The organism is Streptococcus infantis, assembly GCF_047460875.1.
GTDB classification, from domain to species: Bacteria; Bacillota; Bacilli; order Lactobacillales; family Streptococcaceae; genus Streptococcus; species Streptococcus infantis_AA.
This window is the reverse complement of sequence record NZ_JASHFI010000003.1, coordinates 85,494-107,455: the sequence shown is the minus strand read 5'-3', so window position 1 is coordinate 107,455 and position 21,962 is coordinate 85,494. Positions and strand designations below refer to the sequence as shown.

At 40.0% G+C, this 21,962-nt stretch carries 22 protein-coding genes; 15 read left to right on the top strand and 7 right to left on the bottom strand.

Annotated elements, in window-relative coordinates:
* The first annotated feature begins 4 nt into the window (after positions 1-4).
* The 10 genes from QM887_RS03910 (at position 5) to QM887_RS03865 (ending at position 6,749) form a co-directional block, all read left to right on the top strand.
* Positions 5-211, top strand: a complete 207-nt coding sequence (locus tag QM887_RS03910) for a helix-turn-helix transcriptional regulator (RefSeq protein ID WP_049508780.1) — start codon at positions 5-7, stop codon at positions 209-211.
* A complete protein-coding gene (locus tag QM887_RS03905; RefSeq protein WP_414270599.1) occupies positions 211-414 on the top strand; it encodes a hypothetical protein in 204 nt (67 codons plus the stop codon). Before QM887_RS03910 ends, QM887_RS03905 begins: the two co-directional genes overlap by 1 nt.
* Positions 411-761 carry a PspC domain-containing protein gene (locus QM887_RS03900; protein ID WP_414270598.1) on the top strand — a complete coding sequence of 117 codons (351 nt, stop codon included), beginning with the start codon at positions 411-413 and terminating at the stop codon, positions 759-761. Before QM887_RS03905 ends, QM887_RS03900 begins: the two co-directional genes overlap by 4 nt.
* Positions 762-773: 12 nt before the next feature.
* Positions 774-1,508, top strand: a complete 735-nt coding sequence (locus tag QM887_RS03895) for a DUF3169 family protein (RefSeq protein WP_414270596.1) — start codon at positions 774-776, stop codon at positions 1,506-1,508.
* Between the two features lie 10 nt (positions 1,509-1,518).
* On the top strand, positions 1,519-2,343 hold the full coding sequence (locus tag QM887_RS03890) for an ABC transporter ATP-binding protein (RefSeq protein ID WP_414270595.1): 825 nt from the start codon (positions 1,519-1,521) through the stop codon (positions 2,341-2,343).
* Complete coding sequence (locus QM887_RS03885) at positions 2,336-3,034, top strand: ABC transporter permease (protein ID WP_414270594.1); 699 nt, start codon at positions 2,336-2,338, stop codon at positions 3,032-3,034. Before QM887_RS03890 ends, QM887_RS03885 begins: the two co-directional genes overlap by 8 nt.
* Before the next feature lie 9 nt (positions 3,035-3,043).
* A complete protein-coding gene (locus QM887_RS03880) occupies positions 3,044-3,685 on the top strand; it encodes a lysostaphin resistance A-like protein (protein ID WP_414270593.1) in 642 nt (213 codons plus the stop codon).
* A gap of 18 nt (positions 3,686-3,703) precedes the next feature.
* Positions 3,704-3,934 carry a hypothetical protein gene (locus QM887_RS03875; protein ID WP_414270592.1) on the top strand — a complete coding sequence of 77 codons (231 nt, stop codon included), beginning with the start codon at positions 3,704-3,706 and terminating at the stop codon, positions 3,932-3,934.
* Between the two features lie 132 nt (positions 3,935-4,066).
* Complete coding sequence (aspS, locus tag QM887_RS03870) at positions 4,067-5,830, top strand: aspartate--tRNA ligase (protein ID WP_414270591.1); 1,764 nt, start codon at positions 4,067-4,069, stop codon at positions 5,828-5,830.
* Positions 5,808-6,749, top strand: a complete 942-nt coding sequence (locus QM887_RS03865) for a YitT family protein (protein ID WP_414270589.1) — start codon at positions 5,808-5,810, stop codon at positions 6,747-6,749. The genes aspS and QM887_RS03865 overlap by 23 nt, the downstream gene beginning before the upstream one ends.
* Positions 6,750-6,802: 53 nt before the next feature.
* Here QM887_RS03865 and QM887_RS03860 read toward each other — a convergent pair whose 3' ends face one another.
* From QM887_RS03860 to QM887_RS03840, 5 genes are all read right to left on the bottom strand, one after another.
* On the bottom strand, positions 6,803-7,789 hold the full coding sequence (locus tag QM887_RS03860) for a LacI family DNA-binding transcriptional regulator (RefSeq protein WP_414270588.1): 987 nt from the start codon (positions 7,787-7,789) through the stop codon (positions 6,803-6,805).
* Positions 7,790-7,798: 9 nt separating this feature from the next.
* Positions 7,799-8,599: a DUF1189 domain-containing protein gene (locus tag QM887_RS03855; protein ID WP_414270586.1), complete on the bottom strand. Its 801-nt coding sequence runs from the start codon at positions 8,597-8,599 to the stop codon at positions 7,799-7,801.
* A 323-nt stretch (positions 8,600-8,922) separates the two neighbouring features.
* Positions 8,923-9,765, bottom strand: a complete 843-nt coding sequence (locus tag QM887_RS03850; RefSeq protein ID WP_006149616.1) for a sugar ABC transporter permease — start codon at positions 9,763-9,765, stop codon at positions 8,923-8,925.
* Position 9,766: 1 nt separating this feature from the next.
* Positions 9,767-11,059: an ABC transporter permease subunit gene (locus QM887_RS03845; protein ID WP_414270585.1), complete on the bottom strand. Its 1,293-nt coding sequence runs from the start codon at positions 11,057-11,059 to the stop codon at positions 9,767-9,769.
* Between the two features lie 110 nt (positions 11,060-11,169).
* Positions 11,170-12,441, bottom strand: a complete 1,272-nt coding sequence (locus tag QM887_RS03840; RefSeq protein ID WP_414270584.1) for an extracellular solute-binding protein — start codon at positions 12,439-12,441, stop codon at positions 11,170-11,172.
* Positions 12,442-12,858: 417 nt separating this feature from the next.
* On the opposite strand from QM887_RS03840, the gene malQ reads away from it, so the two are divergent.
* The 3 genes from malQ (at position 12,859) to QM887_RS03825 (ending at position 17,137) form a co-directional block, all read left to right on the top strand.
* Positions 12,859-14,376, top strand: coding sequence for a 4-alpha-glucanotransferase (gene malQ, locus QM887_RS03835; protein ID WP_414270583.1), 1,518 nt, complete (start codon positions 12,859-12,861; stop codon positions 14,374-14,376).
* A 23-nt stretch (positions 14,377-14,399) separates the two neighbouring features.
* Entirely contained in the window at positions 14,400-16,658 is a 2,259-nt protein-coding gene (gene glgP / locus QM887_RS03830; protein WP_414270582.1) for a glycogen/starch/alpha-glucan family phosphorylase, read from the top strand.
* Positions 16,659-16,930: 272 nt separating this feature from the next.
* On the top strand, positions 16,931-17,137 hold the full coding sequence (locus tag QM887_RS03825) for a hypothetical protein (protein ID WP_414270581.1): 207 nt from the start codon (positions 16,931-16,933) through the stop codon (positions 17,135-17,137).
* 108 nt (positions 17,138-17,245) lie between these two features.
* Here QM887_RS03825 and QM887_RS03820 read toward each other — a convergent pair whose 3' ends face one another.
* Entirely contained in the window at positions 17,246-18,094 is an 849-nt protein-coding gene (locus QM887_RS03820; RefSeq protein WP_414270580.1) for a putative RNA methyltransferase, read from the bottom strand.
* Between the two features lie 151 nt (positions 18,095-18,245).
* On the opposite strand from QM887_RS03820, the gene QM887_RS03815 reads away from it, so the two are divergent.
* Positions 18,246-18,524, top strand: coding sequence for a DUF6110 family protein (locus QM887_RS03815; protein WP_000910910.1), 279 nt, complete (start codon positions 18,246-18,248; stop codon positions 18,522-18,524).
* A gap of 1 nt (position 18,525) precedes the next feature.
* Entirely contained in the window at positions 18,526-20,586 is a 2,061-nt protein-coding gene (locus tag QM887_RS03810) for a heavy metal translocating P-type ATPase (RefSeq protein WP_414270579.1), read from the top strand.
* 78 nt (positions 20,587-20,664) lie between these two features.
* On the opposite strand, the gene tyrS is transcribed toward QM887_RS03810, so the two are convergent.
* A complete protein-coding gene (tyrS, locus tag QM887_RS03805) occupies positions 20,665-21,921 on the bottom strand; it encodes a tyrosine--tRNA ligase (protein WP_414270578.1) in 1,257 nt (418 codons plus the stop codon).
* Positions 21,922-21,962: the final 41 nt, after the last annotated feature.

Genomic DNA, 21,962 nt, shown 5'->3' with positions numbered 1-21,962 from the left:
TAACATGCAACTAAAGAATCGTCTAAAAGAGCTTCGGGCTCGCGATGGTCTGAATCAAACAGAGCTGGCCAAACTAGCTGGCGTGTCTAGGCAGACCATTAGTCTACTGGAGCGAGATGAGTACACGCCATCCATCGTCATTGCCCTGAAGATTGCTCAGATATTCCATGAGCCTGTCGAGTCAGTCTTTCGCTTGGAGGAGGATGAGTGATGAACAAGTATAAAGCAATCTATTATGTAGTTGCTATAGCTCTATTGGTGGGCGTATTTCTAATTATAGGGACAGACTTAGGCTGGTTTAATCTGTATCAAAGTGAGCAATCCTTTTGGATCTACTTTGCCCTCATCCCAGTAGTTGAATGGATTGAAAAGAAATCAAAAGGTGTAGAAGTTGAAAAAGGAGAAGAATTATGAAAGAATTTTTAGCAGGTTTTCAAGTAGATACTGAGAACAAAGAACTTGCAGGTGTTTGTGCAGGTCTAGGAAATTATTTTAATATCAAGACTAACGTCATCCGTTTAGTAGCAATTTTGCTGTTTCTTTGGTCAACAGAGATTGGGATTATAACAGTAACTCTCTATGCCTATCTAGCAGGTTGGCTTGGTAATGAGCCATTAGGAGATGGAGCGAAAAAAGCAAGAAATCAAGCTATTCTCTTGTTAGCTGTTTGTTTGATTTTAGTATCACTTGGAACAGAGGGTTTGACAGCAATTTATGAATCAGGTAAAGCCTTTGGTCAGTGGTTGGCCGGATTGGTTTAGAGGGGGATGAAAATGAAAAAGAAACGTGGATTATTATTTTTAGCAGCAGTTGTCTTGGGAGCTTTCTTGGGCATGTTTGTAGGGATGTTTAAGGCTGGTGCCGAATCCCACGAAATTATGTTAGATGTAAAAGTCTTGATACCATGGATATCAGCTATTTGTTTACTGATAGGTTTCATTAGCATTCTTTTGACTTTCAATTTCTTAAAGAAAAGCAGAAAATTTCACTCCTTGTATCAAGAGGAAATGGATGATGATCTGAATGAAACCTATTATGTGCAAATGTATCGGAATCTCGAGTTTGGAACCATTACTTTTAATATTACAAACGTAGCAATTTTATTGGCTCTCTTCATTTCAGCAAATGAAGCGATTATGTTAAATAAAAGCTTTTTAACCTTATCTCTTTCTTTTTTACTATTAGTGTTGGTTTTCAATGTTCAAAAATCTCTTTATAAGACCATTGCGATTGTTCGTCAGTTTGATTTGGCATTTTTCTCTACACCAAAGGATGTCTTGGACTATATCAATTCTTACGACGAAGGGGAGCGTCAGGCTAATTTGGAACAGAGTTTTCGGATTTTATTCCAATTAAATCAGTATGTCTTGCCAGGTCTCTACTTTCTGATTGATCTCTTTTCCTTACTGACAGGAGAGATTCAGCTACTAGCCTTCTTGCTTGTCGGGGCTATCCATGTTTATATCAATGTGATGCAGTTGCCTATGGTGAAACGTTATTTCAAATAAAGGAGTTTCTATGATACGTGTTGAAAATGTAAGCAAAAGTTTTGGGAGCAAAAAAGCCCTTCATCAGATTTCTTTTGAGATTAAGGAGGGTGAAATCTTTGGTTTTCTTGGGCCTTCTGGCTCAGGTAAAACAACCATGATCAACGTCTTGACAGGTCAGTTGGCTGCAGATCAAGGTAAAACAGTTTTGTTAGGCAAGAATTCTCAAGATTTAACCTCAAATGATTTGGAACAAATCGGTATTGTTAGTGATGGCAGTGGTTTTTATGAAAAGATGAGTCTTTATAAAAATCTTCTCATCTATGCTAAGTTATATGGTCTCAAGTCAGATAGAGTAAATCAGGTGCTCCAACAGGTTGGTTTGGCAGATGCTAAAGATGTTATCGCAGAAAAACTTTCTACAGGAATGAAACAAAGAATGTTCTTGGCCCGTGCCCTTCTTAATGCTCCTAAGATTCTTTTTCTAGATGAGCCAACCAGTGGGCTAGACCCTACAACATCTAAGATGATTCATACCCTACTTCAAGAATTAAAGCAAGCTGGGACAACTATCTTTCTGACCACGCATGATATGAATGAAGCAACTTTGCTTTGTGATCGCTTATCTCTTTTAAATAAGGGTAATTTAATAGAGTATGGAAGTCCACAAGAGATTATTCAAAAATACCATGTGGATAAGAAAGTACGTGTAGGTTATAAAGATGGAAGAGAACAAATAGTTCTGTTTGAAGAATTGCCGCATTTAGACACGACAGATTTGATGGTCGTTCACTCTTGTGAACCAACTTTAGAAGAGATCTTTATCAGATTAACAGGAGAAAAGTTAGATGTTTAGAAAATTAAATGCCCTACTATGGTTAAGAGTGCAAATTCTTATTAGTAATTCAACTTTGTTAGCGACTTTATTAATGCCTTTTGGTATTGCTGTTTTATTAAATGAATTTTTAAATAAGAATGGAGAAGTGAGCCTATTTTTACTATCTGCTAGCTTGACGATGGTCTTGAGCATGGGAAGTGGTTATATGGTATCGATTATGATGGCAGAAGATAAGGAAAAACGAAATCTTAAATCACTCATTCTAAGTGGTGTGACAGCAACAGAATATACTTTCAGTATGCTCGTTCTTCCTATTTTGATAATGTTACTTGCTATGATTGTACTTCCCATCTATCTTAAAGTAGATGTATCAAGTTACTTATTTGCCTATGTTATCTATTTGCTCCTAGCAACTATTAGTATTATTTTTCTCAACCTTCTAATCGGTGCGGTGTCAGATACTCAATCTAAAGCGCAAGTTTATAGTATCTTCCCTATGTTAATCGTCTCTTTTTTACCTATGATTGCTCTTCAAAATGATATGGTTCAAAAACTATTGGACTATTCTTTTATCGGTCCTTTGGTAGGTCTATTAAAAGAAGGTGGAGACGAGTTGTCTCTGGGAAATCTTGGTCTTTTATTGGCATGGGTCCTTGTTCTAGGCCTAGCAAGTCTCTTTGTATTGAAAAATAGTTATAAAGGAAAATAGGAGAATCTTATGAAATTACTTAAAAACATTGGCTGGTTTGTTCTAGCTTTCTTATCATTTTTGTTTATCTACGGTTTTATTCAGACTTTACCTCTGATTGCTCTTGGTTCAGGTGCACCTATAGTCGGTGTTCTTCCGCTTTATATTCTATTAGCAGGAGCTTTTACCTTCTTAACATACAAGTGGTATAAGACAGGAACTGTTACGATAGAAAAAACGGGCCTTAACAAATACATCTGGTTGCCTGCCTTGGTATGGGTCCTTATCATTGTTGCACAATCTTTCTTACCAAATGATCCATCTGTCAGTCAACAGACAGCAGAACAATTGACTCATAATCAACCTCTCTTCTCTTTCTTCATGATTGTTGTCTTTGCACCCCTGACAGAAGAGTTGACCTTTAGAGGTCTGTTAGCTCGTTATGTCTTCCCTCAGCAGGATAACGTCAAGCAGACAGTACTCTTTCTTCTTGTAAGTACTATCATTTTTGCCCTTGTTCATTTCCCTGGCACTCCTCAACAATTCCTAGTGTATGGTTCCCTAGGTTTGAGCTTGGGCTTAGCTTATGTCAGCAAAGGTGGTTTGGCATACAGCATTGCTTTACATGCTTTAAATAATTTAATCGGATTTTTAATGATTCTCATGCTATAATAGACTCAGGAGGAAGTCATGAAACGAGTAATATTATTAGCAGTGGTTCAGACCGTAGTTCTCTTCTTTATCGTGGGGGCACTTGGCTATGTCTTTAAAGGGGATTTCTTTTATAACAATCTAGCAGTATTTTTTGCTCCTCTTGCAGGAGTTATACGATTTACGACAGCTTATGTGACAGAGGTTGTTTTGCCCAAAAAGGCAGCAGAGATCGCTGAAAAAGATAAAAAAGAAGGAAATAGCAAATAAAATTGGATCCAGTGAAGACTTCGCTGGATTTTTTCTTTTTAAAATGGATTCTCTCAAACTTTTCTGCTGATTTTCATGAAGAGCCTGCGCTTTTATGGTAAAATAGTAAAAGAATAATAGAGGAGAGAAATCATGAAACGTAGTATGTATGCTGGCCGTGTTCGTGCAGAGCACATTGGACAAGAAATTACCTTGAAAGGATGGGTTGCTCGCCGTCGTGACCTAGGAGGTCTTATCTTTATCGACCTTCGTGACCGTGAAGGAATCATGCAGTTGGTCATTAACCCTGAGAAAGTTTCTGCAGAAGTTATGGCAACGGCTGAAAGCCTTCGTAGTGAGTTTGTCATTGAGGTTACTGGGCATGTTGTAGCACGTGAGCAAGCAAATGATAAGTTGGCGACTGGAGCAGTTGAATTGAATGTAACAGCTCTTACTGTCCTCAATACAGCCAAAACAACACCATTTGAAATCAAGGATGGCATTGAAGCGAACGATGATACGCGTCTACGTTACCGTTATCTTGACCTTCGTCGTCCAGAGATGTTGGAAAACCTTAAACTTCGTGCCAAGGTAACACATTCTATCCGCAACTACTTGGATGAGTTGGAATTTATCGATGTGGAAACGCCATTCCTTTCTAAGTCAACACCAGAAGGGGCACGTGACTATTTGGTGCCATCACGTGTCAATAAAGGGCATTTTTACGCACTTCCTCAAAGTCCACAGATTACCAAACAGTTGTTAATGAATGCGGGATTTGACCGTTACTACCAAATCGTCAAATGTTTCCGCGATGAAGATTTACGTGGAGACCGTCAACCTGAGTTTACACAGGTCGACTTGGAAACTTCATTCCTTACTGAGCAAGAAATCCAAGACATCACAGAAGGCTTGATTGCGCGTGTAATGAAGGAAACAAAAGGGATCGAAGTAACTCTTCCATTCCCTCGTATGAAGTACGATGATGCTATGGCCCTTTATGGTTCTGACAAACCTGATACTCGTTTTGAGATGTTGCTTCAAGACCTAACAGATCTTGTCAAAGGTGTAGATTTCAAAGTCTTCTCAGAAGCACCTGCCGTTAAAGCAATCGTCGTTAAAGGCGCAGCAGACAACTACTCACGTAAAGACATCGACAAGATGACCGAAGTAGCCAAACAGTATGGTGCTAAAGGTCTTGCTTGGGTCAAGGTTGTTGACGGAGAATTAAACGGACCAGTTGCTAAGTTCTTGACTAGCATTCAAGGCGATTTAACAAGTGCGCTTGGTCTTGAAGATAAGGACTTGGTTCTCTTTGTAGCTGATACACTTGAAGTGGCTAATGCAACACTTGGTGCCCTTCGTGGACGTATTGCTAAAGAACTTGACTTGATTGACCAGGATAAATTCAACTTCCTATGGGTTGTTGACTGGCCAATGTTTGAATGGTCTGAAGAAGAAGGCAGATACATGAGTGCCCACCATCCATTTACTCTTCCTCAAGCAGATACTGCTCATGAACTCGAAGGTGAATTGGCTAATGTCCGTGCCATTGCTTACGACATCGTCTTGAACGGTTATGAACTTGGTGGTGGTAGTCTTCGTATCAACCAAAAAGAACTTCAAGAACGTATGTTCAAAGCTCTTGGCTTCTCAGCTGAAGAAGCCAATGACCAGTTTGGTTTCCTTTTGGAAGCTATGGACTATGGTTTCCCTCCACATGGTGGCTTGGCTATTGGGCTTGATCGTTTTGTAATGCTCTTAGCAGGAGAAGAAAATATCCGCGAAGTTATCGCCTTTCCTAAGAACAACAAGGCTAGCGATCCAATGACGCAAGCCCCATCAACAGTAGCCCTTAAACAACTAGAAGAACTCAATCTACAAGTAGAACAAGATGAAACAAACGAAGCGAACTAAGCTGTGGCGCTACTATCTGCGCCGCTTTGCTTATCAGATAAAGATGCTGCGTGTGTTACAAAGCATTTCAAAGGAAAAATATGATGAGAAGATTTCAGCTTCTCTGGTCTATGGCTTTTTATCAGCAGTAGCGGTCAATTTCTTTTTCCAACCAGGACATGTTTATTCAAGTGGAGCAACAGGTTTGGCTCAGATCATTTCTGCGCTTAGTAATCACTGGTTTGGCTTTTATTTCCCAATTTCAGTGGCTTTCTATGCTATCAATATTCCACTCATGATTTTGGCCTGGTACCAAATTGGACATAAGTTTACGATTTTTACCTTTATCACGGTATCCATGAGCTCGCTCTTTATCCAGTTTGTGCCAGTGGTGGTCTTGACAGAGGATCCAATCATCAATGCCCTTTTTGGGGGAGTCGTCATGGGACTGGGAATCGGCTTTGCTTTACGCCATAACATCTCCAGTGGTGGAACAGATATTGTCAGTCTGACTATTCGCAAGAAGACAGGTCGTAACGTTGGAAGCATCTCTTTCTTGGTGAACGGGACAATCATGCTGATTGCAGGTTTGACCTTTGGCTGGAAATACGCTCTTTATTCCATGATTACCATCTTTGTCTCCAGTCGTGTGACAGATGCAGTTTTCACCAAACAAAAACGGATGCAGGCGACGATTGTGACCAATAATCCCGATGCAGTGATTGAAAAAATCCACCATAAATTACATCGTGGAGCGACCATCATTCATGATGCGGAAGGGACCTATAACCACGAGCGTAAAGCGGTTTTGATTACGGTTATCACTCGCGCAGAATTCAATGATTTTAAACTGATTATGAAACAAGTGGATCCGACGGCCTTTGTTTCTGTTTCGGAAAATGTCCATATCCTCGGACGATTTGTCGAAGTCGAAAACTAGTTGTTCAGATAAATAGAATACAAAAAAACCAACTCAAAATAGAGAGTTGGTTTTTATTTTTCAACGATTTCGTGGGCAATCAATTGACGATAGCAAATTTGTCTATTTTCCTTGGCATCGCTGATGATTTGCAGGATGGTTTCAAATGAAGTTCGGCCAAGAGCAAGGCTGTTGATATCTACATAGGCAGCTAGATTCAACCTTGGATTTACCGAGTCAAAGCTGAGGACTGGAACATCAAGTTGGTGTTCGTTGAGATAGTTACATACACCTTCAGCTAAGAGGCTATCCGTTGTGATAATAGCATCGGTCTGAGGGTCATATTTAAAGAGTTGTTTACTAAAGTTATAGCCCTTCTCTTCTAGAAACTCATCTGCAAAGAAGGTACGTTGACTGTCGAGAGGTAACTGATTTTCTTGAAGGGCTTGTTCGTAACCTTTTAAACGATCCTGAGTTACGAAAAGTTTTTTGGCCCCCCCGATGAAGGCAATTCGGCTACATCCTTTTTTGATGAAGTATTCTGTTGCATCATAACCAGCTTGAATATTATCGTTGTCAACCAGTGGAATAAAAGGTGACAGTGATTTCCCAAGGATGAGGAAGGGGAATTGTTCTTCTGAAACTAGTTTAACCAAGGGGTCGTTTTCTTGGGCATACAAGAAAATAAGCCCATCCACACGTTTTCCGTAGACCATTTGTGAAATGGCCTTTAAACGCTCTTTTTCGTCTTTTCCAGTTGCAATCTGAATAGCATAATGATTTTCTGAAGCAACTTGTGCAATCCCTCTAAGGACAGAAGGAAAGAAGGGATTTTGGTAGAAAACGTCTGAGTCATCAGGAAGAACCAATCCGATAACCTGTGTATAGCTACTTACTAGGCTTCGAGCATTGAGATTGGGATGGTAGTTGAGTTCTTTCATTGCCTTGCGAACTCGTTTTTTTGTCTCATCGCTAATGGTTGATTTGTTTTGAATAACACGGGTTACAGTTGAAGGTGAGACACCTGCAGCCTTGGCCACGTCTTTAATTGTCACGGGCATAATAATCTCCTACTTATGGTAGTCTGGATCACGAAAATGTGTTTTGTAAAAGATAGTGACCAGATACAGAACAAAAAGAATGTTTTGTACAGTAATCAGGGTTGACATATTTTGGCCAAATAATCCCAAAATAAGCGTAATCAGAGTTGGTAATCCTAAACAGTTCAAGATAAAATGGTAGCACTCTTTAAAGGTTTCAAATGAAAAGAGACGTGATTTCTTCGTAAAGTAGAGCAAAAGGCTAGCACCTAAAGCAACAATGAAAAAATTGATTCCAAAGAGGAAGCCAGAACCTATTACGAGAAAGAGGCTAATATAAACACGATTCTGTTGATACCAGTCTTTGGAAATGGCTTGAGTCAAACTTTCCTTGCTTTGGAAACTATCTGTAGTGATAGCATGGTAGCGGATGCTTGTTAACTCTTTTCCTTGCTTACTGATGACGAGATTCTCGGGTTCAAAGCTAAGAAGTAATTCTTCAGGGAAGTCTGAGCTAGAAGCGTCTCCAATTTGAACAGAAGTTTGATGAGGAGTTGTCCCTGTATAGCTTAACTTTCCATCTGTAATCTTAGCATTGGTAGCTAAATCTTGAACCACACTATCCGTTAAAGGAGAGTAAACGTCCTCGACAAAGGTCTCCAAAGGATAGGTTTCCTGAGAGCTATTTTGAATGGCAATAGGCACCATAGACAAGCTAATCAAGAAAATACTGGTAAAAATCAGTTGGAACCAGTTGAGACCAAAACGTTGAGATAGGGGCTTACGAAATCCCCAGATACTATTAAAATAAGAAAATGGATATGGCAACATAATTCTCTTTCTAAGGCATTTTTCTATATGAGTATTATATAGAGAAATGTGTTTAATTTCAAGTGGGGCAGCTACAATGCTGGTTGAAAGTAGGTTTTTGATTTAATACTCAATGAAAATTAAAGAGCAAACTAGGAAGAGAGCCGCAAGTTGCTCAAAGCACGGCTTTGAGGTTGCAGATAAAGCTGACGTGGTTTGAAGAGATTTTCGAAGAGTATAAATTGTCCACAAACAAGGAGCATTACCTCAGTAAGCTTTTATTTCTCACCAGATTATCTAAGTAAGGACAAGTTCAAAAAAGAAAAAGGGTGGCGGGGGGTATATTACCCCTTGTCGCCACCGCTTGTAAGTCCTGAAACGAAGTTCTTTTGCAAGAAGAAGAAAAGTGTACAGATTGGAAGAGCGATGAGGATAGCACCTGCTGAGAAGTAGGCAATCTTCAAGTTCTTCGCATTGCTGACGAAGGTTTGTAGACCAACGGCAACTGTAAAGTATTCTTTTTCACGAAGCAAGAAACTAGAGAGGATGTAGTCTCCGAAAGGTCCCATGAAGGCCCAGAGTGCTTGTACAGCAACCATTGGGCGAACAAGAGGGAGAACGATTTGCCAGAAGCGGCGGAAGTGTCCTGCACCATCTAGTTTTGCAGACTCATCAAGAGACATTGGCACGGTGTCAAAGTAACCTTTCATCAACCAAGCATTCATAGGGATACCACCACCAACGTAGAGGAAGATGAGGAACCAGCTATGGTTAAGGGCATTCAACATGAGGGCCATAACGAAGAAGGCAGTCAAAGCAGCCATTGTAGGCACCATTTGGATAATCAAGAAGAAGACCAAACTTTGCTTACGAGCCAAGAAGTTGTAACGGCTATAGGCATAACCAGCAAGTACGATAATACTTGTTTGTACAACCATGGTGATCAAAGCGATGATCAAAGTGTTGAGGTACCATGTGCCGTACAAGGTTTCAGTAAAGAGCCCTTTGAAGTTATCAAGACTAAAGTTGACATTGCTGTCGAGTTTAAAGGCTACAACGTTACCAGCCTTGAAGGCAGACATAATCGTGATTAAAAGTGGGTAGATAATGACGATCGAAAGTCCAATCAAGTAGAGGTAAGTAAGGGTTTGAGTCAGTCTACGTTTTAGTTTGATTGAGTTATTCATATTAGACGTCCTCCATATCAAATGCGTGTAGTTTCTTGAATGCGATCATAGAGATTGAGATGACAATGATAGAGATAATCAAGGTAACAGCTGCCGCCATTGAGTATTGAGGAGATGTACCTGTTGTCAAACGGTAAATCCATGAAATCAAGATATCGGTTGAACCAGCTCCCCCTCCGACACTACCAGGTCCACCACCATTGAAGAGGTACATGATAGAGAAGTTGTTAAAGTTGAAGGTGTATTGGCTAATCAAAGTAGGTGCCGCAACAGCCAAGATCATTGGGAAAGTGATGTTGCGGAATTTTTGCCAAGCATTAGCACCGTCAATATAAGCTGCTTCGTAAAGGTCGTTAGGAATAGATTGCAAGATACCCAAAGTCAAAACGTAGATGTATGGGAATCCAAGCCAACCTTGCATCATAATCAAGGCAATCTTAGTCCAAGTTGGGTCTGTTTTCCAAGGGATAAGAGCCCCATCAAGGAAAGGAAGGAATTTAGCCAAGATTGGCAATACTTGAGTGTTGATAGCACCAACACTATCGTTAAACATGTTTGAGAATGTCAAGATAGTGATGAAAGCTGGAACAGCCCAAGGAAGAAGGAAAATAACACCAAAGATACGTTTTCCTTTGATAAATGGTTGGTTAGCAATGATAGCTGTGAAGATACCGATTACGATTTGTAAAGTTGAGGCAGCCAAAGCCCAGATGATAGTCCAAGAAAGAACGGCACCAAAGGCAGAACGGAAGGTACTCAAACTCCAGATGTTTGTAAAGTTGGTCAAACCAACCCAGTCCAACAATTTGTTTGGTGGCAAGTGTTGGAAGTCGTAGTTGGTAAAGGCAATCATCAAGGTTACGATAACTGGGAAGATAATCGCAAAAGTCATGGCAACATAAGATGGAATGATCAAGAGGTAAGGGAAGCCATTTTCATAGATTCCTTTGATCATATCTTTTAGCGTAAGTGGTACTGGAATTCCATTGTTAATACGTTTTGCGATTGTATGTGCATCTTTAATATTTGAGAAATAAAAGAGTACATAAACGACTACAAAGATTAAATGGAAGGCACCACGAATCAGCATAAAGAGTGAATTATCACGACCTGGCTTGTCACCAAGAGTGATGAGATTGCTTAATTCAGGGGCTGCAAGTGCTAGGAAATAAAGGACGAATACAAGGGTTACACCAAGGAAGATAAAACCTTTGGCTTTTTGTTTATTGTAAATCTGTCCTAACCCAGGAATGATAGACAGCAGGGCTGCTTTACTAGGTTGTTGCTTTTCCATAATAACTCCTTTCATAGGATACTGGTTTTCAATCAAAACCTAAACTATATATGTTTTCTATTGATAAATTCAAAGGGGGATTTGAATTCCACCCCCCTTGAACAAATTTTTTATTCACCAAATTTTTGTTTGATTGTTTCTTTGATCAATGTAACAGCGTCGTTAGCAGCTGTTTTCGCATCTTTCTTACCACTTACAGCATCAAAGAGCATAGTTTTCGCTGGATCCCAAACTGCAGACATTTGAGAGATATTTGGCATTGGTTGAGCGTTCTTGAACTGTTTGATAACAGCTGTTGTCAACTCATCGTTTTTACCTTCAGCATATGAACGAGCTTCAGTGTTAGCTGGGATTTCGTTAGTTTTATCGTAGAATGCTTTTTGTTGTTCAGTTGAAACTAGGAAGTCTACAAATTTTTGTGCGCCTTCAAGGTTCTTAGTGCTTGATGGGATGATCCAAGCTTTACCACCACCGAATGCAGCGTAATCTTTTCCGTTTGGAAGAGTTGGGATAGTAGCAACACCGTAGTTTACTTTAGCATCTTTGAATGCTTGAGCTTTCCAAGGTCCATCGATAATAGCAGCTGTTTTACCTTCTTGGAATTGAGTTTGGATCAAGTTTCCAGCACCTTCAGTATCTTGCATACCTTTAGGCCATTTTTCGTACCAAGATTTAGCGTAGTTGATACCTGCGATTGAACCTTCGTTTGCAAGACCGATGTCTTTAGGATCTTTACCGTTTTGTCCGAATACGTAAGCACCGTTACCAGCAAGGAGTCCGTATGCGTAGTAGAAGTTTGTCCAGTCAGCTAGGAAGGCAGTAGTTTTGCCATCTTCACCAGCGAAAGCGTATTTGCTGTCTTTTGCAAGTTCTTCCAATTCAGCAAATGTTTTAGGAGCTTCTTTAAGCAAATCTTTGTTGTAGTACATAACAAGTGACTCAATAACGGCAGGAGCACCATAGACTTTACCGTCAGCAGCTGTTACAAGAGATTTAGTTTTATCATCTGTTTTAGCGCCGTCGCTCAATGTAACTTCTGAAAGTTGTCCGTCAGTACCAAGGCTACCTACACGGTCGTATGGAGCCATCATAACGTCAGGAGCTTGACCTGATTGGTTGTCAAGAGAAAGCTTGTCCAGACCACCCATTTGGTCACCAGATTTGATGTTAACTTTTGTTCCTGATTCTTTTTCATAAGCTTGTGCAACTGTTTCAGCATAAGCTTTGTATTGGTCTTCAACGTAGAAAGTGATTTCTTGGCTTCCTGATGCAGAAGAATCAGCTGCTTTATCAGCAGTTTTGCTTCCGCAAGCTACCAAAAGCAAGCTAGCAAGAGTAGCAGTACCAAGTACAGCAGCGCTCTTCATGAATTTAGTTGACATAGTGTATTCCTCCTAAAGAATAACAAATTTTAATTTCGAGGAAACGCAAACGTTTTCCCTTATGACCTTAGTATAGCACAAACAGAAAACGGTTGCAAGCGTTTTTTTGAAAAAAATTAAAAAAGCTTGTGACTGGCTAATTCCTAAAATTGTTTGTATAATAGAAGAAAAATAGGAAATCGTGTAAATTTCAATTCAAAAATAATTGAAGGGAAACGATTGCATACATAGAAGACGAAACAAATGGAGGGGGAAATTTAAAATATAGGGAATTTCCGATTTCGGAAATAAAAAGTAGAGAAAAAGTTTTTTTTACAAACGCTTGCATTTATTTTAGAAATGGGGTATACTTGACTTAGCGCAAACGTTTGCGCAAAAATTGAAATAATTAACAATATAAACACTTGAGGTGCTAATATGAAAAAACGTCAAAGCGGTGTGTTGATGCACATCTCATCACTTCCAGGAGCATACGGAATCGGATCATTTGGTCAAAGTGCCTATGATTTCGTTGACTTCTTGGTTCGTACAAAGCAACGTTACTGGCAAATCCTTCCTTTAGGAACAACTAGCTATGGAGATTCTCCATACCAATCATTCTCAGCCTTTGCTGGAAACACTCATTTTATCGACCTTGATATTTTGGTGGAGCAAGGTTTGTTGGAAGCAAGTGATCTTGAAGGTGTGGACTTTGGTAGCAACCCAACTGAAGTTGACTACGCTAAAATCTACTATGCACGTCGTCCACTTCTAGAGAAAGCTGTCAAACGTTTCCTTGAAGTCGGAGATGTCAAAGACTTCGAAAAATTTGCTCAAGACAATCAATCATGGCTTGAACTATTTGCAGAGTACATGGCTATCAAGGAGCATTTTGATAATCTTGCTTGGACAGAATGGCCAGATGCAGATGCTCGTGCTCGTAAAGCTTCAACTCTTGAAAGCTACCGTGAGAAATTAGCTGACAAGCTTGTTTACCACCGCGTAACCCAATACCTTTTCTTCCAACAATGGTTGAAATTGAAAGCATACGCTAACGAAAACCACATCGAGATTGTCGGAGATATGCCTATCTATGTAGCGGAAGATTCAAGCGATATGTGGGCTAATCCACATCTCTTTAAAACAGATGAAAATGGAAAAGCGACTTGCATCGCAGGTTGCCCACCAGATGAATTCTCTGCTACTGGTCAGCTCTGGGGTAACCCAATCTATGACTGGGAAGCTATGGACAAAGATGGCTACAAATGGTGGATTGAACGCTTGCGTGAAAGCTTCAAAATCTACGATATCGTTCGTATCGACCACTTCCGTGGATTTGAGTCTTACTGGGAAATTCCTGCTGGTTCTGAAACAGCAGCACCTGGTAAATGGGTGAAAGGACCTGACTACAAACTCTTTGCAGCGGTTAAAGAGGAACTTGGTGACTTGAACATCATCGCAGAAGACCTTGGATTCATGACTGACGAAGTTATTGAACTACGTGAACGCACTGGATTCCCAGGAATGAAAGTCCTTCAATTTGCCTTCAACCCAGAGCACGAAAGTATCGACAGCCCACACTTGGCACCAGCCAACTCAGTTATGTACACAGGAACACACGATAACAACACTGTTCTTGGTTGGTATCGCAATGAAATCGACGATCCAACTCGTGAGTACATGGCACGTTACACAAACCGCAAGGAATATGAAACAGTAGTACATGCTATGCTTCGTACAGTCTTCTCATCAGTAAGCTTTATGGCTATCGCTACCATGCAAGACTTGCTAGAGTTGGATGGTTCAGCTCGTATGAACTTCCCATCTACTCTTGGTGGAAACTGGTCATGGCGTATGACAGAGGATCAATTGACTCCTGCTGTCGAAGAAACTTTGCTTGACTTGACTACAATTTATCGCCGAATCAATGAAAATTTGGTAGAATTAAAGAAATAAGACATTATCAGGAGACACAAAAAATGTTACCATTAAAAGAATTTGTACAAAATCGTTACAATAAATCTATCGCAGAATGTAGTAACGAAGAGCTTTACCTTGCTCTTCTTAACTACAGCAAACTTGCAAGCAGCCAAAAACCAGTCAACACTGGTAAGAAAAAAGTTTACTATATCTCAGCTGAGTTCTTGATCGGTAAACTCTTGTCTAACAACTTGATTAACCTTGGTCTTTATGACGAGGTTAAAAAAGAACTTGCTGACGCAGGTAAAGAGTTGATCGAAATCGAAGAAGTAGAGTTGGAACCATCACTTGGTAATGGTGGTTTGGGACGTTTGGCAGCCTGCTTTATCGACTCAATCGCTACACTTGGTTTGAACGGTGACGGTGTTGGTTTGAACTACCACTTTGGTCTTTTCCAACAAGTGCTTAAAAACAACCAACAAGAAACAATTCCTAACGCTTGGTTGACTGACCAAAACTGGTTGGTTCGTTCAAGCCGTAGCTACCAAGTACCATTTGCACACTTTACATTGACATCTACTCTTTACGATATCGATGTACCTGGTTACAAAACAGCTACTAAAAACCGTTTGCGTTTGTTCGACTTGGATTCAGTTGATTCTTCAATCATCCAAGATGGTATCAACTTTGACAAGACAGATATCGCTCACAACTTGACTCTTTTCCTTTACCCAGACGATAGCGATAAACAAGGTGAGTTGCTCCGTATCTTCCAACAATACTTCATGGTTTCAAACGGTGCGCAATTGATCATCGATGAAGCAATCGAAAAAGGAAGCAACTTGCACGACCTTGCTGACTACGCAGTTGTACAAATCAACGATACTCACCCATCAATGGTTATCCCTGAATTGATCCGTCTTTTGACTGAACGTGGTATCGAACTTGATGAAGCAATCTCTATCGTTCGTAGCATGACTGCTTACACAAACCACACAATCCTTGCGGAAGCCCTTGAAAAATGGCCTCTTGAATTCTTGGAAGAAGTGGTTCCTCACTTGGTACCAATCATCAAGGAATTGGACCGCCGTGTTCGTGCTGAACACAAAGATCCAGCTGTTCAAATCATTGATGAACACGATCGTGTACACATGGCCCACATGGATATCCACTATGGATACAGCGTAAACGGGGTTGCCGCTCTTCACACTGAAATTTTGAAGAACTCTGAGTTGAAAGCTTTCTACGATCTTTACCCAGAAAAATTCAACAACAAAACAAACGGTATCACTTTCCGTCGTTGGCTCATGCATGCTAACCCAAGCTTGTCTCACTACTTGGATGAGATCCTTGGACGCGAATGGCACCATGAAGCTTCTAAATTGGAAGACCTTCTTTCATACGAAGACAAGGCTGCTGTCAAAGAAAAATTGGAAAGCATCAAAGCTCACAACAAACGTAAATTGGCTCGTCACTTGAAAGAACACCAAGGTGTGGAAATCAATACTAACTCAATCTTTGACATCCAAATCAAACGTCTTCACGAGTACAAACGTCAACAAATGAACGCTTTATATGTGATTCACAAATATCTTGACATCAAGGCTGGTAATATCCCTGCTCGTCCAATCACAGTATTCTTTGGAGGTAAAGCAGCTCCTGCCTACACAATCGCTCAAGACATCATCCACTTGATCCTTTGCTTGTCAGAAGTGATTGCAAACGACCCAGCAGTAGCTCCACACTTGCAAGTGGTAATGGTTGAAAACTACAACGTTACTGCAGCAAGCTTCCTTATCCCAGCATGTGACATCTCAGAACAAATCTCACTTGCTTCTAAAGAAGCTTCAGGTACTGGTAACATGAAATTCATGTTGAACGGAGCTTTGACTCTTGGTACTATGGACGGTGCTAACGTGGAAATCGCTGAGTTGGTTGGAGACGAAAACATCTACATCTTTGGTGAAGATTCAGAAACTGTTATCGACCTTTACGCAAAATCAGCTTACAAATCAAGCGAATTCTACGCTCGTAAAGCGATCAAACCATTGGTTGACTTTATCGTGAGCGACGCTGTTCTTGCAGTTGGTAAGAAAGAACGCTTGGAACGTCTTTACAATGAATTGATCAACAAAGACTGGTTCATGACTCTTCTTGACTTAGAAGACTACATCAAAGTGAAAGAGCAAATGCTTGCTGATTACGAAAACCGTGATGCATGGTTGGATAAAGTCATCGTTAACATTGCTAAAGCAGGATTCTTCTCATCTGACCGTACAATCGCTCAGTATAACGAAGATATCTGGCACTTGAACTAAGATATAAAATTATACTAATGCATTTTGTAAAAAAGCGAGTTTCAAATGAAATTCGCTTTTTTGAATGTTATGGATTTGAGGTTGACTGGTCTCAAAAAAAAAAATAATTTGTCAATAATTTCTAGACTTAAAAATCAAACCTAGAGAACACTAAGAAGGTTGGTTGTACTACCTTTAAGCCTAAGGTTCTTCTTAGCTGCTACCTCAAATTTCTTGTATTCGTTTACAAACAGTATTATAATAGTATTATAGTAAAGAAAGAAGGTGTTCTTATGTGGAAAAAATATTTTTCAAAATATAAATGGACTGATTTATTTTGGATTATTTTTGTAATTTTGTCATGCCTTTATACGGGTAATAGTTCTTCGTTTCCACTTACTCATCAAGAAATCTCTTTTCATGGATGTTGTTATGGGGCATCACTTGCCTTATATCACTTGCTATTTATTGATAAATTTGTCATTTCAAATCGAAAATAAATGGAGAGGTCAAAATTTTTTAAACTTTTCGGAAAGACAGTGAAAAATCGTATTTTAAACCCGCATCTCAAGAAGAGGTGCGGGCTTTGTAGTATTTCAAAAATTTATTTACAGTGCTTTCCCAACTAGAATCTCTGCTTCGATGGTGATCTCTGTCAGTTGGCTCCAATCAATCTTGCTTTGGTCAACGTGAAAGAGGAGGGGTGTCATGCTGAGTAAAGTTTGGCGTTGTTCTGCTGTGATAGACTTGGTCAAGGAAGCAATCTGACTAGATTGGATGCTAAAATGCTCTTGGAAATGCTCCTTGATATCTTGGTTGGAATAGTCCTTCTTTGTCAGCTGCTCCTGTACCATCTGACGGATTTCCTTGAGGTGGTTTTCAGTAGGAATGACCTTGATTAAAATGCCGTCTTTGGATAAGACACGGCGAAATTCTCCGTATTTGGCAGGTGAGAAGATATCAAGTAGGATATCCATGCTGGCGTCTTTTATAGGAAGGCGAGCCAGGTCACCAACAAACCAGTTGACTGCCCAGTTGGGTTCACTCTTGGCAGCGATTTGGACCGAGTCTTTTGAAATGTCAAAGGCATAAAAGGTTTTATCAGAGTGACTTTCTTGGAGTTTACGAGAGTAGAAGCCTTCGCCACAGCCGATATCCAAGACTGTTTGACTCGTTTCTAAGCTAGAAAGCATGGTTGATAAGGCATCTAGAATAGCTTGGTAAAAGCCAGCTTCTAGGATTTGCTGGCGATTTTGAAAGTTTTCTTTGTCGTAGTTGGCGGATTGTTTGATTTGAGGGGCTAGATTGACATAGCCAAATTTAGCCAGGTCAAAAGAATGGCGGTTGCTACACTTGAGGCTAGACTCTACCAAGGTCAGATTTTCTTGACAGATAGGACAGGCAAAGGCAGTCGCAGAAGCAAAACGCTGAAGTTTGGGTTTGAGATTTGTATTCATAGTTTAAGTGTATCAAAAGAGGCAAATGAAAGCAACTTTAGGAATAAGTAGATGGGAGATTCAGTAGAAATAAAACTAATTCTCAAATTTATAGAATGAAATTGCTTTTATATCTAAATTGCTATATAATAATGATAAGGAGGAAATAAGTATGTTAAAAGAAGTACTAACCGTTGCAAAAGTTGCGAAAAAATCATCACTCTTTTTGGGTGGTGTCGCATTTGGTACCCTTGGTTTGAAAATCTTAGCAAGTAAGGAAGCTAAAAAAGGTTATTCTAAAGCTTTGGCTAAGGCTTACAAGTTGAAAGACGGGTTAGATGCATCTGTTTCTGTTGTGAAACAACATGGAGACGATGTCTTGCAAGATGCCAAATATTTGTACGAGCAAGAGAAAAAAGAAGAGCAATTAGATAGCCTTATAGGGGAATAATATGTCTTTTAAAGTGCTACATAGAGGATACCAACATATCCGACTATCATCTTCTTTTTCACTCACCTTGGATATTCAAGACTATCTTCGTTCCTTGGCGAGAGATGAAAAGGGGATTGAGTCCATCCAGTTTTACATGGATCAACAGCACTTTACTCTACGTATAAAAGAAGGCTTTTCTGTATTAGATAATGCAGAAGCCTTTTTAAAAAGAATTGATAAAGGGAAAGTTTCTGAGTTGATGACTCTTCCCATTCGTAGAGAAGAGAGTGCTTATTCTATTGTTTCAGGTGCAGCGATTAAGCGTGTGCTTTTTCGTAGTCTTGTACCGTTTCCTATTCGCTATATATGGACTTGTTATCAGGCTTTGGGTTATGTTAGAGAAGCCTATCAGACTCTAGCGCGTAAGGAACTAACGATGGAGGTCTTGGACTGTTCAGCGATTTTATTGTCCTTATTTATGAACCAATCCAAGACGGCAAGTAATATCATGTTTATGCTTGATTTGGGGAATCATTTAGATCAGTGGTCTTTGAAAAAAACTGCAACAGATTTAGAACAAAGCCTTCTTGCAAAAGAGAGCGATGTATTCTTAGTACAGGGCGATACGGTTGTTAGTATCAAGAGTTCCGATGTTCAAATAGGAGATGTCTTGGTCTTATCTCAAGGAAATGAAATTCTGTTTGATGGACAAGTAGTTTCAGGTTTAGGTATGGTCAACGAAAGTTCCTTGACGGGAGAGAGTTTTCCAGTTGAAAAAAGAGAGTCTGATTTGGTTTGTGCAAATACAGTATTAGAAACTGGAGAGTTACGCATTCGTGTAACCGATAATCAGATGAACAGCCGGATTTTACAACTGATTGAGTTGATGAAAAAATCTGAAGAAAACAAGAAAACGAAACAACGCTATTTCATCAAGATGGCGGATAAGGTCGTCAAATATAATTTCTTGGGGGCTGGGCTGACTTACCTATTAACGGGTTCTTTTTCTAAGGCTATCTCTTTCCTATTGGTCGATTTCTCCTGCGCTTTGAAAATCTCTACTCCTGTAGCTTATTTGACAGCTATCAAGGAGGGGTTGAACCGTGAAATGGTGATTAAGGATGGAGATGTTCTGGAGAAATACCTGGAAGTTGATACCTTCTTATTTGATAAGACTGGGACAATCACAACTAGCTATCCTATAGTTGAAAAGGTGTTACCTTTTGGAGACAATAGTGAGGAAGATATTCTCAGAATCAGTGCCTGTCTTGAGGAACACATTTATCATCCTATTGCTAATGCCATCGTCAAGCAAGCCGAGATAGAGGGGATTGAACATGAGGAAATGCATGGGAAACTCCAATATATCGCAAGTAAGGGGATCAAATCTCATATAGATGGTCAACCAGTTCTTATTGGGAATTATGTCTTGATGCAGGATGAGCAGATTCATATCAGTTCAGAACAAAATGCTTTAATTGAAGAGTACAAGAGTCACTACAATCTCTTATTCTTAGCCTACCAGAATGAATTGATTGGAATGTTCTGCATTCATACTCCTTTGAGAAAAGAAGCTAAGGCAGCCTTGGATAAACTTAAGGAACAAGGGAAAAAATTGATTCTGGCAACAGGGGACACCTTGGTTAGAACAGAGGAATTAGTCAAAGATTTGCCCTTTGATCAGGTCTATACAGACTTAAAACCTGATGGGAAATTTGAGTTAGTAGAGAAACTGCAGAAAGCAGGTCACACTATTTTGATGGTTGGAGATGGATTGAATGACTCAGCGGCTCTAACCCTATCAGATATCGGCGTGGTGATGAATGAGAGTGCAGATATTTCTAAGCAGATGAGCGATATCTTGTTGTTAGATAATCGTTTGGATTTCTTCCAAGAGTTGGATTCGCTATCATCATCTTTGCAAACACTCATCAAGAAGAATATTCAAGATACCGTTGTCGTAAATAGTAGTTTGATTGGCTTTGGCTTGTTTAACTGGCTCAGCCCTTCAAATCTTTCTATCTTACATAATCTAACAACCTTACGCATTGTACTGCGTAGCCTGTCTATTAAGGGATAGGTGGGGGACTATTCACAGCAAAAAGGAGTTACCTTTCTCGAGGGTAACTCCTTTGTTTATAGGTAAATGTTTAACAATTTAGTAAGTCAATACAAAGTATTTCTTCTTACCGCGGCGGATAACAGTGAGTTCGTTCTCTAATTTATCGTTATCCCCTAAGACATAGTCAAGGTCTTGGATACGGTCGCCGTTGACGTAGATAGCTCCATTTTGTACGTCTTCACGGGCTTGGCGTTTTGAGTTAACCACGCCAGAAGATACAAGAAGTTCAACGATGTTGTGATTTTCGTCTGCCTGTACTTGGTAGTTTGGCACGCCACGAAGTCCTTGCTTGAGTTCTTTGACAGAAAGGTTTTTGATATTTCCTGCAAAGAGTTGTTCAGTGATGTTAAGGGCTTCTTTGTAGGCTTCTTCTCCGTGGACAAGAGTCACAACTTCACGAGCCAAGACTTTTTGAGCCAAGCGTTCGTGTGGTGCTGCTTCGAATTGTTTACGGATGTCTTCAATCTCGTCTAATGACAAGAAAGTAAAGATTTTCAAGAAGCGAACAGCGTCAGCGTCCATGACGTTCATCCAGAATTGGTACATTTCGTATGGAGAAGTCTTTTCAGGATTGAGCCAGACTGCATTTCCTTCAGATTTACCAAATTTCTTACCGGTTGCGTCTGTAATCAGTGGAACAGTGATAACGTGACCAGTCTTGTCAGCCTTACGACGAAGCAATTCGGTACCAGCTGTCATGTTTCCCCATTGGTCAGAACCACCGATTTGCAGAGTAACATTGTGGTCTTGGTTAAGGACAAAGAAGTCGTATCCTTGCATGATTTGGTAAGCAAACTCTGTGTAAGAAATCCCTGTTTCGATCCGTTTTTTAACAGACTCCTTGCTCATCATATAGTTGACAGTGAAGTATTTTCCGATATCACGGAGGAAGTCAATGAAGCTGATGCTGCCAAACCAGTCGTAGTTGTTGACCATGACAGCTTTATTTTCACCATTTTCAAAATCAAGAAAGCGAGAAAGTTGTCCTTGGATAGACTTGACCCAGCCATCTACTGTGTCTTTTGTTTGGAGACTACGCTCAGCATCTTTGAAGGACGGATCTCCGATGAGACCTGTAGCACCGCCAACGAGCGCATAAGGTTTGTGACCTGCTAGTTGCAAACGACGACTTGTCAAGATTGCGACAAGGTGGCCTAGGTGAAGGCTGTCAGCAGTTGGATCGTAGCCAGTATAATAAGAAACTTGACCTTCTTCTAGGGCTTTACGCAAAGCTTCTTCATCAGTTGTTTGAAAAATCAAACCACGCTCTTTTAGCTCATCAAAAATGTGCATGTGTCTTTTCTCCTTTTTAAAATATTGTTTCTACCTATTTT